Source organism: Aquipseudomonas alcaligenes NBRC 14159 (assembly GCF_000467105.1).
Lineage (GTDB): Bacteria > Pseudomonadota > Gammaproteobacteria > Pseudomonadales > Pseudomonadaceae > Aquipseudomonas > Aquipseudomonas alcaligenes.
Map to the genome: position 1 here is coordinate 104,975 of NZ_BATI01000002.1, position 15,813 is coordinate 120,787.

Here is a 15,813-nt window from a genome sequence, read left to right on the forward strand (position 1 = left end):
CCCGGAGAATGCTGGCGACGCCGCTGGCGCTCTGCCAGTATTGGCGGGTGGCCGCCCGCCGGCACTCCTGAATGCGGAAAACCCGATGCACCGCTGTCGCTACGCCCTGCTGTTACTGCTCTGCCTACTGGCCGTGCCGGCTCGTGCGACTCTGCTGCTGACGGAAAACCTGCCGCCCCTGCCGTTGCTGGGTCAGATCGAGTCGCTCAGCGACCCCGAAGGTCGCCTGCAGCTGGAGCAACTGATCGCCGAGCCGCAGCGCTTCCAGAGTACGGCCGGGCGCCGCGACCTCGGTTTCGGCTATGTCGACGGCGCCATCTGGCTGCGCCTGGAAGTCCAGTCCGCGGCCCCGCGAGCGACCGACTGGCGCCTGGAGCTGGACTATCCGTCGCTGGACCTGGTGCAGCTGTTCGATGTCGGCAGCGATGGCATGCGCCTGGCCCGCAGCGGCGACATGGTCGCCTACGCCGAGCGCAGTGTCGGCAACCGTACCCCGGTGTTCGACCTGCACCTGCAGCCGGGCGAGCGGCGCACCCTCTACCTGCGCGCCAGCTCGGCCGGCAGCATGACCCTCAGCGCGACCCTCTACAGCCGCGCCGACCACGAGCAGCACAGCATCCGCGGCTACGTGGTGCAGGCCATCTACTGTGGCGCGCTGATCGCCCTCGGCTGCTACAACCTGCTGCTGTTCCTCGCCCTGCGCGAGCGTCCCTTCCTCTACTACGTGCTGTTCGTCGGCACCTTCTGCGTCGGCCTGCTCGGCCTCAACGGCCTCGGCTCGCAGTTCCTCTGGCCCCAGGCCGGCTGGTGGACCAACCGTGCACTGCCGTTCGGCATCAGCGGCGCCGGCGCCATCGCGCTGCTGTTCGCGCGCAGTTTCCTCGACACCCGGCAGTGGCTGCCGCGCTGGGATCGCGCGCTGCGCCTGTGGTTCCTGGTGATCTCCTGCTGCGCCCTGGCGACCCTGCTGCTGCCGGTACAGCAGGCGCTGCAGCTGATGTCCGCCAGCGGCGTCAGCGTCTGCGCCCTGCTGCTCAGCGTCGCCTTCGTCAGCGTAAAGAACCGCGTGCCCGGCGCCGGCTTCTTCGCCCTGGCCTGGACCATGCTGTTGTGCGGCGCCGCCCTGCTGGCGCTGCGCAACTTCGCCCTGATCCCGTCCAACTTCTTCACCCTGCACGCCATGCAGATCGGCTCGATGCTGGAAATGATCCTACTGTCCTTCGCCCTGGCGGCGCGCTTCAACGCGCACAAGCGCCTGCGCGAGCAGAGCCTGCAACAGCAGGAGCGCCAGCTGGAGCAGCGGGTGGCCGAGCGCACCGAAGAGCTGGCAGCCGCCAACCAGCGCCTGCAGGCACTGGCCATGCAGGACCCGCTGACCGGCCTGGCCAACCGCAATGCCCTGCAGCAGCATCTGAACATGGCGCTGCGCCGCGCCCTGCGCAACCGCCAGCCACTGGCGGTGCTGCTGATCGACCTCGATGGCTTCAAGCCGATCAACGACCAGCATGGCCATGCCCTCGGTGACCAGGTACTGGCCGAAGTGGCGCTGCGCCTGCAGACCTGCGCCCGCGAGAGCGATCTGGTGGCGCGCCTGGGCGGCGACGAGTTCGTCCTGGTGTGCGAAGCACTGCCGGCCGCGGACCACGCGCGCCAGGTTGCCGAGCGCATCCTCGAACAGCTCGGCCAACCGATAGAAACGCCCGGCGGCGAAGTCCGCATAGGCGCCAGCATCGGTATCGCCCTGAGTCATGGCGACGACAACCCCACCAGCCTGATCCGCCAGGCCGACATGGCCATGTACCGGGCCAAGGCCGAGGGCCGCAACCGCGCCTGCTTCGACGCTGCGGCGATGCTCGACAACTGAGCCACAGCGGGGCTCAGCGCAGGGTCTCGGCGATGGCGCGGATATCCGCCCGATGGCTGACCAGCAGTTCCAGCTCACCGTTGTCGCCGATGAAGTTCAGTGGCGGCAGCAGCTTGTGGTAGGCCGCCAGCTCGACCAGCAGCGGTAGTTCGGCCTGCGCACTGCGCTCCTTGATGGCGTGGAACAGCGCCAGGTTGACCAGATCGATCAGGCACAGCTCGGGGCCCTCGCGGTGGTCCCAGTTGCCGGCAGCGCGGATCACCGCGATGTACTCGTCGTCCACGGCCCACTTCTTCAGCACGATCACCCCCAGCGACTTGCTGTACTCGCGGCACAGCTTGTAATACAGCTCGCCGGAGGGAATCTGCAGCTCGTCCTTGAAGGCCGAGAGCACCACCAGGGTACCCACCTCGCTGAGCAGGCTGGCCAGCAGGGCGTGCTCCGGCGCCACATGCCCGAGCAGGCGGGCCAGCATGGCGCAGATCCCGGCCTTGAGCGTCAGCCGCTCCCACACTTCCATGAACAGGCGCTTGTGCGCCGGGCTGTGCAGGGTGAACAGGCTCTTGATGCTGTGAACCATGGTGATGCGGTCCACTTCACCCACCCCGAGCAGCACGATCACGTCCTGTAGGGTGCGCGGCGCCACCGGGTGGCGATACAGCGCGGAAGACGCATGTTTCATCAGCAAGGCGGCCAGCGCCGGATCACGCCCGATCAGGCGTGCCAGCGCGCCGACGCCGACCTGGCCGTCGCTCAGCGCCCGGCGGATGTCCAGGGTCAGCGTCGGCAGGCTGGGCAGCTGCTCCTGCCCCTGCATCAACTGCGACACCACCCGCCGGTAGATCGAATAGTCCGACGCCTCGGCCACCACCACGCACCTCCCGTCCCCGCTGTCAGTGTAGGTGGCCCGGCAACCCGGCGGCGCTACAATCGCCGCTCCGCGATCTGCCGAGGCCACTGCCGCCATGCCCATTACCTGGCACACACTGCATCACTCCGCGCTGAGCACACGCGACCTCTACGCGCTGCTCGAACTGCGCTCGCAGGTGTTCGTGGTCGAGCAGAACTGTGCCTACCAGGATGTCGATGGCCAGGACCTGAGCGCCGACACCCACCACCTGCTGGCCCGCCAGGACGGACAGCTGCTGGCCTACCTGCGCCTGCTCGATCCCTCGACCCAGGGCGGCGAGGTGGTGATCGGCCGTGTGCTGACGGCTCCCGCCGCACGCGGCAGCGGTCTGGGGCACGCACTGATGGAACACGCCATCGAGGCCTGCGCCCGGCTCTGGCCGGGACGGCCGATCTACCTCTCGGCCCAGGCCCATCTGCAGGGCTACTACGGCCGCTACGGTTTCCTCGCGGTGACCGAGCCCTATCTGGAAGACAACATTCCGCATATCGGCATGCGCCGCGCAGTCGCCTGATCAAGCCCGCTCGACACGCAATCTCCACAGCGCCTGCGCACAAACTCCACAGCCCGCCGGCAGACTGCCGCCGACCGCACAAGGGAGTTGGCGCATGCTGTATCTACTGGGTTTTCTGTTGCTGGCGGTGTTCTGCCTGAGCGTACTGATTCGCGCGTTTCTGCTGTTTCCGCTGCGCGCCCTACGTCATGGCTGGGCACCGGCACTGCGCCGCTACGGCCTCAGCCTGCTGCTCTGCGCTGCCGTGCTGCTGTGGGAGCTGGGCGCGCTGTACGGCTTCAGCTGGCAGCAGCTGGGACGTGCCGATCGCGGGCAGATGGTGGATGCCGCCGTGGCCTTCGCCTACCCCGAGGCCTATGCCGATCTGGACGAGCTGCGTAACGACTACGCGCACTTCCGCCCCGAGGTCAGCTACTGGGACAGCTGGGATTACCAGGACAGTGTCGAAGTTGCGGATAAGCTGCTGGGCCGCACCGAGTACCAGATCCGCCTGCCCGACCTGGTGGTGGTCGCCGATATCCATGGTCAGCCGCTCTATCATTTCCCGCTGGACGAAGAGCAACAGGTGATGCCGGACCGCCCGGTACTGGGCCTGGTCGGTGACATCCAGGACCTGCGCGAGGCTGCGCCAGTGCACGAAACCCTGGGGCTGCGCTGGAGCAACCCGCAGTATGGTGAGGCGGAAATCCACGACAACTGTTTCAGCGCCTTCAGTCCCCTGTCCCGCGAGCAGCACCTGGAGCTGACCAGCTCCGGCGCCGAGCCGCTGCGCATGGGACGCCCGCTGGGCTACTACCGGGTGCAGGTCCAGCTCGGCCAGTGGGACGGCAGGCCGAGCAACTCGGCCAGCCGCCAGCGCATCAGCCGTGCCGAGTTCCTGCGCGAGCGCCAGGCCTGTCGCGCCCGCGCCGCCGCGTCGGTCAGCGCCCGGCGGGAGTAAGCAGCTCGGCGGGAATGGGCTGTCCCGGCAGCCAGCGGCTGTAGATCAGGGCAAAGCTGCCGTCGCGCTTCATCGAGTCCAGCGCCTGCTGCCAGTTCAGGATCACGCTGTCCGGGGTGCTGGGCGAGAAGGCGATATAGGCGGCGCTGCTCAAAAAGCCGTGCAGGGGCTCGACGTCCTGCAGGCGCAGGTCACCCAGGGCCAGCAGGTCTTCCAGGGTCACGTTGTCGGCCACCACCACCGGCACGCGGCCATGACGCAGCATGGTCATCATCTGCTGCGGGCCCTTCACACCGACCAGATTGGGCAGACCACGCGCCTGCAGCGCCTGGTAGCTGTACCACTGGCGCGGCACGGCCACCTGGCCGATGCGGGTGACATCCTCGAAGCGCTCGATGCGGATACCCGAGCCGCGCAGGGCATAGAAACTGGTGACCGCCACCACCACCGGACCCACCCACTTGAACAGCCGCTCGCGCTCGGCGGTGCGCATGGTGACGAACAGCGCCGTGTTCGGCTCGAGCTGCGCCGCCTGATAACCGCGCGCCCAGGGCACCACGCTGATGCGCCCGTGATCGCCGGTACGCTCGAACAACTCGCGCACCAGGTCGACCGCCAGGCCCACCGGGCGGCCATCGCGGGAATAGTTCAGCGGCGGATACTCTTCCGTATAGAACTGCAGCGACTGGGCCTGCAGAGCAGCGCTCAGCCCCAGCACAAGCAGGCCGACCAGACAGCGCCAGAGGGTTCTGCGCATTACGACTCACCTCGCCTAATTCCTCTGCAGTCTAGCGCGCGACCGCCGTCCGCCGTGCTGATAACCTGCACCTCCTCAGCCACCGACGCCCCGCACATGGACAAACTCCTTCTCCAGCAACAGGTATGCCGCCGCCTCGCAGACGATCTGGCGCTGCTGCTCGCGGCCGCCGAAGACGCCCGCCAGGCTGCCACCCACGAGGAAAGCAAGGCCGAGAACAAGTACGACACGCGCGGCCTGGAAGCCTCCTACCTGGCCGCCGGCCAGGCCCGCCGTGCCGCCGAGATTCGCGCCGCCCTGGCGGCCTGGCAGGCCCTGCAACTGCGGGCCTACGATGACACGCAGGGCATCCAGCTGGGTGCGCTGATCTGGCTGGGCCACGCCGGCGGCGGCCGGCAGTGCCTGCTGCTGGGGCCGGACGGCGCCGGCCTGAAGCTGCAGCACGACGGCCAGGAAATCACCCTGATCACGCCGCACGCACCACTGGGCCGGCAACTGCTGGGCCAGGGTCCGGGTGACCAGGTACAGGCCGGCACCCAGGCCTGGGAAGTGCTGCGCGTCGAGTGATCAGGCGGCCGCCGACTGCTCGTCCCCCAGCAGGTACGCGTCGAAGCCCAGCTGGTTGAGCAGGTGCACGGCCAGTTCGCTGCGGATGCCGCCCTCCGGGGTGACCACGTAACAGGTGGCCCGGTCCAGGCTGTCGGCGTGGGTACGCAGGTTGGCCACCGGCAGGTTGAGGCTCTCCGGCTGATGGCCGAGGCGATACTCGGCCGCCAGGCGCACGTCCAGCAGCAGGTGCGGACGCTGCCCCTGTCGATCCAGGCGCTGCAGGTCGCTCTTGCTGATACGCGGGATCAGGGTCGGGCGCACCAGTTCGACGAAGTCGTCACGGTGCAGGCGGGCCAGTTCGCCGTCCTCCAGCATGATCACACTGGCCGAGCGCACGGCGCCGCTGACCAGCGCTTCCTCGCCGAAGAAGTCGCCACGCTCCAGCACCAGCGCCGGCTGGTCGCGGTAGGCAGCCAGCAGGCTGACCTGGGCGCGGCCGCGCTTGAGGACGAAGAAGTGCTCGCCCGGCTCGCCGTAACCGACCACCCGCTCACCGGCGCGGGCCTCGACGTACTCGAAACGCGCCAGCAGGGCATGCAGATGGGAAGGCGGCAGACGCCCGAACAGCGGCGTGGCCAGCAAGCGCGCCAGCCAGTCGTCCTCCTGTTCCTCGACCTGCAGCTCGCCCAGGCTGCTGACCTGATAGGCCGCCTCCTGGCTCCAGCCCAGCAGACGCTGCAACAGCTGATGCTCGACGGCAAACAGACGTACAGCGGTGACGGCCCTGATGCTGGCCGGGTTGCTCTGCCCCGGGTTCAGCGGCAGGTGGGCCTGGGCTGATCCCCCCTCGATGTGTTGCTTGCCCGCGCTACCGCCATCCACGCTGACGCGCCCCTCCAGCAGGTAGTACTGCGCCACGGAGCGCTCGCCCCGTTGCAGCAGCGGGGTACCGGCCGGGTATTGCAGGTACTGCAGGCTGGCATGCAGCTGCTGGCGATAGTGCGGTGTGAGGAAATCCATCGGGCTGAAGCTGCTCAACTGTTCGCAGGTCAGCTGGGTAGGTGCAGTGCTCATGATCGAACCTCCGCGAGAGAACGCGGCCTTGCGCGATGAGGGCGCTCCTTTGCCGGGGCCTGCCTTAACCATAGCGTTTCGCCATCTGCCCGGTACGGACGCTGGTCGGATTACCCGCGCCACGGATCAATACCTATTGGATTCAAAAGGTTGCGCACATAAACCGGGGATGACTCTGTGGATAAGCCGGGGAACAGTCCATGCAGCGCAGGCGCGGCGTGCCCTGCACCGCGCTGTACGGTTTTCGTCCAGCGCCTTCAGGCGCCCTGCAGGTCGCGCCAGGTCAGGTACAGGCGCAGGTCGAATTCCAGCTGGTGGTAATCCGGCAGCATGTACTGGCACAGCTTGTAGAAGGCCTTGTTGTGCTCGGCCTCCTTCAGGTGGGCCAGCTCGTGCACCACGATCATGTTGAGGAACTCCGGCGCCGCCTCCTTGAACAGCGCGGCCACGCGAATCTCCTTCTTCGCCTTGAGCTTGCCGCCCTGCACCCGCGATACCGCCGTGTGCAGGCCGAGTGCGCGATGGGTCAGGTCGAGGCGATTGTCGTACAGCACCTTGTCGATGGCCGGCGCGCTGCGCAGGTACTCCTGCTTCAGCTCCACGGTGTAGCCGTACAGGGCCTTGTCGCTCTGTACCTGGTGGCGGTTGGGGTAGCGCCTGGCCAGGTAATCGCCCAGACGGTCCTCGGCGACCATCTGCATCACCTGCTGCTGCAGGTGCGGCGGATAGCCCTGAAGGTATTTGAAGGCTGTCACGGGAAGTAGCCCCCTAGCGGCCAAACTCCTGATTCAAAGCCTTGAATCGTCGCATGTACTCTTCGTACGGCAACTGCTCTTTTTCGAGCATAGATAGGCGCTCCTCATAACTGAGCGAGGTGTTACTCGCGGGTGTTTCCGCCTCGACCACCGGAGACTTCGGGGCGACCTCAACGCCGGCAAGCAACTGGTCAATCACCGGCCTCATCTTCGTTTCCGTTCCCTGCCACTTCATCATGGAAAAACCACCTTTTGCTCGAAGGTGATATTCCGCGGAAGCCAACTTGCGACGATCCGGCCCGAGGATCTGTATGTCCGCCTGCGATAGATAAGGCATGAAGTCCCAGCTTCTGCGGGCACTGTATGTCACCAAGTATGAACACTCGGCACGAGGGATCGCTCCCTCATAAAGTCGGGTGTCTATACCGTGTCGAGAAAAGCCCTGCTGCAGCACAGGAACGAAATCGCTCACCATGACCTTGGGATTGTGCTTGATGCACATCAGGTGTGGCGCACTCACCAACGGGTCGACCTGTACCGAAGTGCATCCACCCATCGCGACTACGGACAGGATGGCGATCAACGGGAAGGTACGGATAGACAGCATGTGCATTGGGACTCTCCATGGCATCGGAGGATGCATTTTGCCATCTACCGAGGCCATGGATGCCAACTTGTTCAGCGCACCTTGAAGCGGTTGACCAGCTCCACCAGGCGACGGTTGGAGGCCAGCAGGGCATCGGTGCTCCTGTCGGTCTGCTGGCCGCTGGCGACCAGGTCATCGACCATGTGGCGGATGGCGACCATGTTCTGGTTGATCTCCTCGGTCACCGCGCTCTGCTCCTCGGCCGCGGTGGCGATCTGCGCGCTAAGGTCGTGGATGCGCCCGACCGAGGAGGCCATGTCGTCGAGCCCGACGTTGACCCGCGAGGTCTTGTCGGCCGTCGCCTGGCAGCTGGCCTTGGTCTTCTCCATGGCCTGCACGGCCGAGCTCACGCCCTGCTGCAGCTTGCTGAGCATGTCGTTGATTTCCGAGGTGCTCTGCTGGGTACGCCCGGCCAGGGCACGCACCTCGTCGGCGACCACGGCAAAGCCGCGGCCCTGCTCGCCGGCACGCGCCGCCTCGATGGCCGCGTTGAGCGCCAGCAGGTTGGTCTGCCCGGCAATCTCGCCGATCACCCCGAGCACATCGTTGATGCGCTGGGCATCCTGCTGCATCTCCTGGACCCGCGCCGTGGCGCTGTCCACTTCATCGACCAGGGCCAGCACGCTGTTGGAGGCTTCGGCCACCACCACGCGCGACTGCTCGGCCTTGTCATTGGCATCGCGAGTGAAGCTGGCCGTCTCGGTGGCGCTCTGCGCCACGGTGTCGGCGGTAGAGCTCATCTCGGTGATGGCGGTGACCGCCTGATCGGTTTCGGCGGCATGCCGGGTCAGTACCTCGTTGCTGTGCCGCGACTGCTGCTGCAGCTGCGCCAGCTCCTCGGCGATCACCGCCGAGGCCTGAGTCACGTCGGCGATCATGTTCTGCAGGTAGGCAATGAAGCGGTTGACCGACTCGCCGACCGCATCCATCTCGTCCTCACCTTTCAGCGCGATGCGCCGGGTCAGGTCGGCATCGCCGGCCGACAGCGAATCGATGTTGCCGCGCAGCACATGCAGGCGCTGTACCAGCTGGCGAATGGCGAACAGCATCAGCAGCACCAGCAGCGCCACCAGCGGCAGCTGAATGATGGCCAGGGTCTTGAGCACGTCGGAGCTGTTCTCCACCAGCAGGCGGGTCGGCAAGGCCGCGGCCAGCAGCCAGGGCGTACCCTCGACCGGCTGTAGGTAGAAGGTCCAGGCCTCGCCGTCGTTGTCGAACTCCTGCCTGTACAGGGTCTCGCGGCCGATCTTGCTCAGGCCTTCCTGGATCTCGCCGACGAACACCGACTGACGGGCCAGATCGGCGACGTTCTTCAGCACGATCTCGCCGCCGATGCGCGCCTGGTTGCTGAGGATCTTGCCGTCCGGCTCGACGATCATCACCTCGCCCTGGATCTCCTGCTCCTTCTCCGCCACCAACTGGTTGAAGAAGCCCAGGGTCACATCGATGGTGGACACGCCGAAGGGCGCGCCGTCCTTCATGATGGCCATGGCGCAGTTGGTGCGCGGCTGGGCGCTGGCGTCGTCCTTGTAGGCCGCGGCCCAGGCGCATTGCCCGCGCGGCGCCTGCATGCCGGCGCGGTGCCAGGGCTGCTCGTAGTAGTTGAGCGACTCGGCGGAGTTCCAGTAGGTATTCACCGTCATCTTGCCGGCGGCGTCGCGGTGGAAGAAGGTGCTGTGCTTGTCCTGCTCGGAGCGCTTCTGCGGCAGCGGCCAGATACCGCCGCCGAACACCTTGGGATCGCCATACTGGTCAACCAGGCCGGGCACCACGACATCGATGCTGGCGCTGTCGAGCAGCGGGATGGTCTGGGTGATGCTGCGCGACTGCGCTTCCACCTTGGCCAGCTCGAAGAGAATGGCCTCGGAGATCTTGTTGACCTTGCCCAGCACCAGCTGCTCTTCCGAAGCCTTCAGCTTGGGCGTGATGAAATGACGGATGCCCTCCTCGGTCAGCAGGAAGACCACCGCCACGAAGGCGATGAAGATGAGGGTGTAGCGGGCCTGGATTGTTTTTATTGAGCCCATGATTACTCCTGCTCTGTGACTGCCGGTGCCGGATGCCGCACGACCATGCCCCATGAGGGGGCAGGTATCAGCATATCCGGGTTATCGACCGGGCGGTCTGCAGCTTGATCGCCGTACGCCGGAAGGGTCGGCAGAGCCGACGAGCGCCCGCTAGCGGGCAGTGCAGGACTCGATGGCCGCGCCCAGCAGCAGCGAACAGGGCGCGCCTGCCAGGTAGCTGCGATAGACCCGCAGCAACTGCTGGGCATCGTAGCGACAGCGTGCCGAGCGGCACTCGGCATTGAAGTCGAAGCGGCTGTCGGCGGGTTCGGCCAGGCGGATATAGATCGCCGGCCAGTCGCTCGGCGGCGCATCGGCGGGGGTAAACAACAGCCGATCCTGACGCTGCACCAGCTGCCCGCCAGCAGCGGCGTAGTCGAAGACGAACAGCAGGGTACGCGAGACCTTGGTGGTGCAGTCGGCGCGCTCGATGCAGCGCTGCGGGTCGCCCGGCCGCGCGGCAACCACGGCAGGCTTCACGGTATTCGGCGCCTGACTGGCGCAACCGGCCAGCAGCAGGAAAGAAAGCACCCACAAGGAACGGAACAGCATCGAGAAGCACCCGGATAAAAAGAGGGGGAAACACCGCCTAGTCCGTCTCGCCCACAGCGTAGAACGGACAGCCAGGCTGCAGCTCAACCCTTGGCCGCCTGGACGCCGGCGGCAAGGATATTCCAGCGGCACGCGCCTCGCAGTCGCACAGTAGCGATACTCCGTTGAGGCTGACCACGAAGGCATGTGGAGCCCCCTGATGGGGATTGAGCACCAGCTCCACCTGATTCTCCAGCAGAGGCTCTGCGCAGCCGTATAGGCTTTCAGGCAGGCCAACCAGCAAGCGGCCTTCCAAATAATAGGGCTGCAGCAGAAAGAGCGGCTTGTGCCAGCCTGCCACCGCCACTTTACAGGTCAGTCGGTAGACCGCCATCTCCTCCTGAAAGGCCAGATGAAAACGCTGAGTGAGCGCCTGCCGCTCGGCCGAGAGCAGGCTGCGCACAGGATCGCCCAGCCGGGCCTGCAGGCCACGGCTGTGCCTGTCCAGCAGATAGTGGCCACGCTGGTTGGTCCAGCCGATCAGCACTGCAGCCAGAGCCCCCCACAGCAGCATGAAGGTGATCATGGCGACGTCCCCAGGCGCGGGTAGGTCAACCCCAGAAAGCCACGACGCAGCTCGACGGCAAGCTCGTCGCTCATCCAGAGCCCCGTGTCGGTGACATCGATCCAGTGGCTGTAGCGGCCCAGCTGAACCTCCTGTTCACACCGCTGTTTGGGTATATCCAGAGTCCGGCCGCGAGGCAGCGTATAGCAGTCACGATCCACCACAGGCGCCAGCAGCGTCTGCGGAGTTCGCAGATTGGCCACCGCAAAGTCCAGCAGAACGACGGCAAAGGTCAGATAGAGAGCGGCCAGCGTCAGCACCCAGACTTCCCGATAGCGCAGCAGAAACCAGAAGCTCATGACCAGACTTCCCATGATCACCAGCATTTGCGACCAGTAACCAAGGCTGGGGAACTCAAGGCAAAACTTCAGCAAGGTGAGGATCAGCGGGATCACGCCGGCGATCTGCAAGAGCGTCGCCGTGGAGCCAAACAGGGCACGGCGTGTCATCCAGGTCAGTGCGGCCGTTTCCGGCGACTCGCCCATAGTCTGCGCGATAAACAGCACGCGCGTGCGTTCGCGCCTGCGGCGTCGAATCCATTCGATCAGCTGCATCAAATCCCATCTCTATAAAGGAAAGCCCCGCATTGCGGGGCTTTCGGGTCCAGCATGACGGCTTAGTTGACCTTGGCTGCCAGCTCGCCACTGGCGTAGCGCTGGTACATGCCTTCCAGGGAGATCGGCTTGATCTTGGAGGCGTTACCGGCGGTGCCGAAGGCTTCGTAGCGGGCGATGCAGATGTCACGCATGGCGACGATGGTCTTGGCGAAGAACTTGCGCGGGTCGAACTCGCTCGGGTGCTCGGCCATCATGCGGCGGATGGCACCGGTGGAGGCCAGACGCAGGTCGGTGTCGATGTTGACCTTGCGCACGCCGTGCTTGATGCCCTCGACGATTTCCTCGACCGGCACGCCGTAGGTTTCCTTGATGTCGCCGCCGAACTCGTTGATCACCTTCAGCCACTCCTGCGGTACCGAGGAGGAGCCGTGCATCACCAGGTGGGTGTTGGGGATGCGTTTGTGGATTTCCTTGATGCGCTCGATGGAGAGCACGTCGCCGGTAGGCGGCTTGGTGAACTTGTAGGCGCCGTGGCTGGTGCCGATGGCGATGGCCAGGGCATCGACCTGGGTGGCCTTGACGAAGGCCGCGGCCTCTTCCGGATCGGTCAGCAGCTGGCTGTGGTCCAGTACGCCTTCGGCGCCAACGCCGTCTTCTTCACCGGCCATGCCGGTTTCCAGGCTGCCCAGGCAGCCCAGCTCGCCTTCCACGGACACGCCGCAGGCGTGGGCGAACGCCACGGTCTGCTGGGTCACGCGGACGTTGTAGTCGTAGTCGGCCGGGGTCTTGCCGTCTTCCTTCAGCGAACCGTCCATCATCACCGAGCTGAAGCCCAGCTGGATCGAGCGCTGGCACACGTCCGGGCTGGTGCCGTGGTCCTGGTGCATGCACACCGGGATATGCGGGAATTCTTCGATGGCGGCCAGGATCAGGTGGCGCAGGAAGGGCGCACCGGCGTATTTGCGGGCGCCGGCGGAAGCCTGGACGATCACCGGGGAATCGGTCTTGTCGGCCGCTTCCATGATCGCGCGCATCTGCTCGAGGTTGTTGACGTTGAAGGCCGGCACGCCGTAGCCGAATTCGGCGGCGTGGTCGAGCATCTGGCGCATGCTGATAAGTGCCATGGTGTTCCTTTCTCCCGGAATGGGTCGTTAATCGTGCAAGCCTGCCCCACGGGCGGGCCTGGTTCAAGTCTCCGGACGTCGGGCCAGCCCGCCGTCCCAACCCGCGCACAGCCTGAGCGCGGGGTCATGCAAATGCTTTGCCGCTAGCGAGCGCGGCAGCCGCGACCGATCAGGTCGTCGTCGGCCACCCGGTACACCAGGCCTTCCTCGCCCTTGGTGTGAAAGGCCAGCACACCATCGCTGTACAGCACACCGGAGCCGGACGGCTCCCGCACCAGGCGGTGGACGATATCGTCGCCGCCCAGGCGCAAGTCCACGCTCTCACCATCGGCGTCGGCAAGACGCCACAGCACTTCGGCCTGGCTATCACAGACCCAGCGGGTCCACTCGTCGCTCGGCGGCTGACTGGCACAGCCACCCAGCAGGGCGACCAGGGCCAGGGTGCAGCTTGCTTGTTTCAGCATCGTGGTTCTCCGGTTGGCCTTTTCTCCCCCTCTCCCACGCGTGGGAGAGGGGCTGGGGGAGAGGGTGCAGTCCACCGCCCTCTCCCCAACCCTCTCCCCAACCCTCTCCCGTAAACGGGAGAGGGGGTTATTTGGCGCGCTGTTCCAGCACTTCCACGGCCGGCAGAACCTTACCCTCGACGAATTCGAGGAAGGCACCGCCGCCGGTGGAGATGTAGGAAATCTGCTCGCCCACGCCGTACTTGTCGATCGCGGCCAGGGTGTCGCCACCACCGGCGATGGAGAACGCCGGGCTTTCGGCGATGGCCTGGGCCAGCACCTTGGTGCCGTTGCCGAACTGGTCGAACTCGAACACGCCGACCGGGCCGTTCCACAGGATGGTCTTGGACGACTTCAGCAGCTCGGCGAACTGCGCGGCGGTCTGCGGGCCGATGTCGAGGATCATGTCGTCGTCGGCAACGTCGGCGATGGCTTTCACGGTCGCCTCGGCGTCTTCGGCGAAGGCCTTGGCCACCACCACGTCGACCGGCAGCGGCACGCTGACCTTGGCGGCGATGGCCTTGGCGGTGTCGACCAGATCGGCCTCGTACAGCGACTTGCCGACCTTGTGCCCGGCTGCAGCGAGGAAGGTGTTGGCAATGCCGCCGCCGACGATCAGCTGGTCGCAGATCTGGCTCAGGCTGTTCAGCACGTCGAGCTTGGTCGACACCTTGGAGCCGGCGACGATGGCGGCCATCGGGCGCTGCGGATTGCCCAGGGCCTTGCCCAGGGCGTCCAGCTCGGCGGCGAGCAGCGGGCCGGCAGCGGCGACCTTGGCGAACTTGGCCACGCCGTGGGTCGAGCCCTCGGCGCGGTGAGCGGTGCCGAAGGCGTCCATGACGAACACGTCGCACAGCGCGGCGTACTGCTGGGCCAGCTCATCACTGTTCTTCTTCTCGCCCTTGTTGAAGCGCACGTTCTCGAACAGGACGATGTCGCCGGCTTTCACCTCGACGCCGCCCAGGTAGTCCTTGACCAGCGGCACGTCGCGGCCCAGGGCCTTGCTCAGGTAGGCAGCGACCGGCGCCAGGCTGTTCTCCTCGGAGAACTCGCCTTCGGTCGGGCGGCCCAGGTGCGAGCAGACCATCACCGCCGCGCCCTTCTCCAGGGCCAGCTTGATGGTCGGCAGGGAGGCGAGGATGCGCGCGTCGCTCTTCACCACGCCGTCCTTCACCGGCACGTTGAGGTCTTCGCGGATCAGCACGCGCTTACCGGCGAGGTCGAGATCGGTCATCTTCAGAACGGTCATGGTCAGTCCTTCACGGGGGCTGGTTACTTGGAGGAATAGGCAACGGCGAGGAAGTGTTCCGCGACGTCGAGCATACGGTTGGCAAAGCCCCATTCGTTGTCGAACCAGGCCAGCAGGTTGACCAGGCGCGGGCCGGAGACCCGGGTCTGGCTGCCGTCGACGATGGCGGAATGGGCATCATGGTTGAAATCGCAGCTGGCATGCGGCAGCTCGGTGTAGGCCAGCAGGCCCTGCAACGGACCGGCTTCGGCGGCTTGACGCAGCAAGGCATTGATCTCGGCGGCACTGGTGTCACGCGCAACCTGCAAGGTGATGTCGAGGCAGGACACGTTCACCGTCGGCACGCGGATGGCCTTGGCCTGCACGCGCCCGGCGAGTTCCGGCAGCAGGCGCTCGATACCCCGCGCCAGGCCGGTGGACACCGGAATCACCGACTGGAAGGCCGAGCGCGTGCGGCGCAGGTCTTCGTGATGGTAGGCGTCGATCACCGGCTGGTCGTTCATGGCCGAGTGGATGGTGGTGATCGAGACGTACTCGATGCCCAGCGTCTCGTTGAGCAATTTGAGCAGCGGCACCGCGCAATTGGTGGTGCAGGACGCATTCGACACCAGCTTTTCCGCGCCGCTCAGGCGTTGCTGGTTGACCCCGAACACCACGGTGGCATCGATGTCCGCTTCGCTGGCCATCGGCTGGGAGAACAGCACCCGCGGCGCGCCGGCCCTGAGGAAGCGCTCGCCATCGGCACGGCTGTGGTACACGCCGGAGCATTCCAGCAGCAGGTCGATGCCCAGCGCGGCCCAGTCGATGCCTTCAGGCTCGCTCTGGCGCAGCACCTTCACGCAGTCGCCATTGATGTGCAGGCAATCACCGTCGACCTGCACCTGGCCGGGGAAGCGGCCGTGGGTGGAGTCGAAGCGGGTCAGGTATTCGATGCTGGCCTGGTCGGCCAGGTCGTTCAGCGCCACGATCTCAAAGCCCGCCGCCGCGCCGCGCTCGTGCAAGGCGCGCAGCACGCAGCGACCGATACGGCCGTAGCCGTTGAGGGCGACTTTGTAGGGGCGGGCGTTGGGCATGGGTTCTCTCGGCGTCTGCGGTGTGCCCCCTCTCCCATTCATGGGAGAGGGATGGGGAGAGGGTCGCCAGCAACGC

At 66.0% G+C, this 15,813-nt stretch carries 17 protein-coding genes; 4 read left to right on the forward strand and 13 right to left on the reverse strand.

The window, feature by feature from the left end:
• Positions 1 to 85 precede the first annotated feature (85 nt).
• Complete coding sequence (locus PA6_RS00795) at positions 86 to 1,864, forward strand: diguanylate cyclase (protein ID WP_021698950.1); 1,779 nt, start codon at positions 86 to 88, stop codon at positions 1,862 to 1,864.
• 13 nt (positions 1,865 to 1,877) lie between these two features.
• Here the strand turns inward: PA6_RS00795 and PA6_RS00800 are convergent, their stop codons facing one another.
• The gene (locus PA6_RS00800) at positions 1,878 to 2,732 is read right to left on the reverse strand and encodes an HDOD domain-containing protein (RefSeq protein WP_239068341.1); all 855 of its coding nucleotides are present in this window, start codon (positions 2,730 to 2,732) and stop codon (positions 1,878 to 1,880) included.
• Between the two features lie 97 nt (positions 2,733 to 2,829).
• Between PA6_RS00800 and PA6_RS00805 the strand changes: the two genes are divergently transcribed.
• Together PA6_RS00805 and PA6_RS00810 are read left to right on the forward strand one after the other, a co-directional pair.
• Positions 2,830 to 3,288 carry a GNAT family N-acetyltransferase gene (locus tag PA6_RS00805; RefSeq protein ID WP_021698952.1) on the forward strand — a complete coding sequence of 153 codons (459 nt, stop codon included), beginning with the start codon at positions 2,830 to 2,832 and terminating at the stop codon, positions 3,286 to 3,288.
• A 94-nt stretch (positions 3,289 to 3,382) separates the two neighbouring features.
• The gene (locus PA6_RS00810) at positions 3,383 to 4,228 is read left to right on the forward strand and encodes a hypothetical protein (protein ID WP_021698953.1); all 846 of its coding nucleotides are present in this window, start codon (positions 3,383 to 3,385) and stop codon (positions 4,226 to 4,228) included.
• Here PA6_RS00810 and PA6_RS00815 read toward each other — a convergent pair.
• Positions 4,209 to 4,985, reverse strand: a complete 777-nt coding sequence (locus PA6_RS00815; RefSeq protein WP_021698954.1) for a substrate-binding periplasmic protein — start codon at positions 4,983 to 4,985, stop codon at positions 4,209 to 4,211. The two genes, PA6_RS00810 and PA6_RS00815, sit on opposite strands and share 20 nt — an antisense overlap.
• A 96-nt stretch (positions 4,986 to 5,081) precedes the next feature.
• On the opposite strand from PA6_RS00815, the gene PA6_RS00820 reads away from it, so the two are divergent.
• Positions 5,082 to 5,552, forward strand: coding sequence for a hypothetical protein (locus PA6_RS00820; RefSeq protein ID WP_021698955.1), 471 nt, complete (start codon positions 5,082 to 5,084; stop codon positions 5,550 to 5,552).
• Here the strand turns inward: PA6_RS00820 and PA6_RS00825 are convergent, their stop codons facing one another.
• The 11 genes from PA6_RS00825 to epd form a co-directional block, all read right to left on the reverse strand.
• Positions 5,553 to 6,608 carry a cyclic nucleotide-binding domain-containing protein gene (locus PA6_RS00825; RefSeq protein WP_021698956.1) on the reverse strand — a complete coding sequence of 352 codons (1,056 nt, stop codon included), beginning with the start codon at positions 6,606 to 6,608 and terminating at the stop codon, positions 5,553 to 5,555.
• Between the two features lie 257 nt (positions 6,609 to 6,865).
• Positions 6,866 to 7,363 carry a M48 metallopeptidase family protein gene (locus PA6_RS00830; protein WP_043216102.1) on the reverse strand — a complete coding sequence of 166 codons (498 nt, stop codon included), beginning with the start codon at positions 7,361 to 7,363 and terminating at the stop codon, positions 6,866 to 6,868.
• Between the two features lie 13 nt (positions 7,364 to 7,376).
• Entirely contained in the window at positions 7,377 to 7,976 is a 600-nt protein-coding gene (locus PA6_RS00835; RefSeq protein ID WP_021698958.1) for an Sbal_3080 family lipoprotein, read from the reverse strand.
• A gap of 65 nt (positions 7,977 to 8,041) precedes the next feature.
• The gene (locus tag PA6_RS24715; protein ID WP_021698959.1) at positions 8,042 to 10,036 is read right to left on the reverse strand and encodes a methyl-accepting chemotaxis protein; all 1,995 of its coding nucleotides are present in this window, start codon (positions 10,034 to 10,036) and stop codon (positions 8,042 to 8,044) included.
• 150 nt (positions 10,037 to 10,186) lie between these two features.
• Positions 10,187 to 10,627 (reverse strand): hypothetical protein, encoded by a 441-nt coding sequence (locus PA6_RS00845; protein WP_021698960.1) that lies wholly within the window; start codon positions 10,625 to 10,627, stop codon positions 10,187 to 10,189.
• A gap of 37 nt (positions 10,628 to 10,664) precedes the next feature.
• Positions 10,665 to 11,192: a hypothetical protein gene (locus PA6_RS00850; RefSeq protein WP_021698961.1), complete on the reverse strand. Its 528-nt coding sequence runs from the start codon at positions 11,190 to 11,192 to the stop codon at positions 10,665 to 10,667.
• The gene (locus tag PA6_RS00855; protein WP_043216103.1) at positions 11,189 to 11,785 is read right to left on the reverse strand and encodes a hypothetical protein; all 597 of its coding nucleotides are present in this window, start codon (positions 11,783 to 11,785) and stop codon (positions 11,189 to 11,191) included. The genes PA6_RS00850 and PA6_RS00855 overlap by 4 nt, the downstream gene beginning before the upstream one ends.
• 62 nt (positions 11,786 to 11,847) lie before the next feature.
• Positions 11,848 to 12,912 carry a class II fructose-bisphosphate aldolase gene (fba, locus tag PA6_RS00860; protein WP_021698963.1) on the reverse strand — a complete coding sequence of 355 codons (1,065 nt, stop codon included), beginning with the start codon at positions 12,910 to 12,912 and terminating at the stop codon, positions 11,848 to 11,850.
• 143 nt (positions 12,913 to 13,055) lie between these two features.
• Positions 13,056 to 13,376 carry an MliC family protein gene (locus tag PA6_RS00865; protein WP_021698964.1) on the reverse strand — a complete coding sequence of 107 codons (321 nt, stop codon included), beginning with the start codon at positions 13,374 to 13,376 and terminating at the stop codon, positions 13,056 to 13,058.
• A gap of 127 nt (positions 13,377 to 13,503) precedes the next feature.
• Positions 13,504 to 14,664 (reverse strand): phosphoglycerate kinase, encoded by a 1,161-nt coding sequence (locus PA6_RS00870; RefSeq protein ID WP_021698965.1) that lies wholly within the window; start codon positions 14,662 to 14,664, stop codon positions 13,504 to 13,506.
• A gap of 23 nt (positions 14,665 to 14,687) precedes the next feature.
• Positions 14,688 to 15,737 carry an erythrose-4-phosphate dehydrogenase gene (gene epd / locus PA6_RS00875; protein ID WP_021698966.1) on the reverse strand — a complete coding sequence of 350 codons (1,050 nt, stop codon included), beginning with the start codon at positions 15,735 to 15,737 and terminating at the stop codon, positions 14,688 to 14,690.
• Positions 15,738 to 15,813 lie beyond the last annotated feature (76 nt).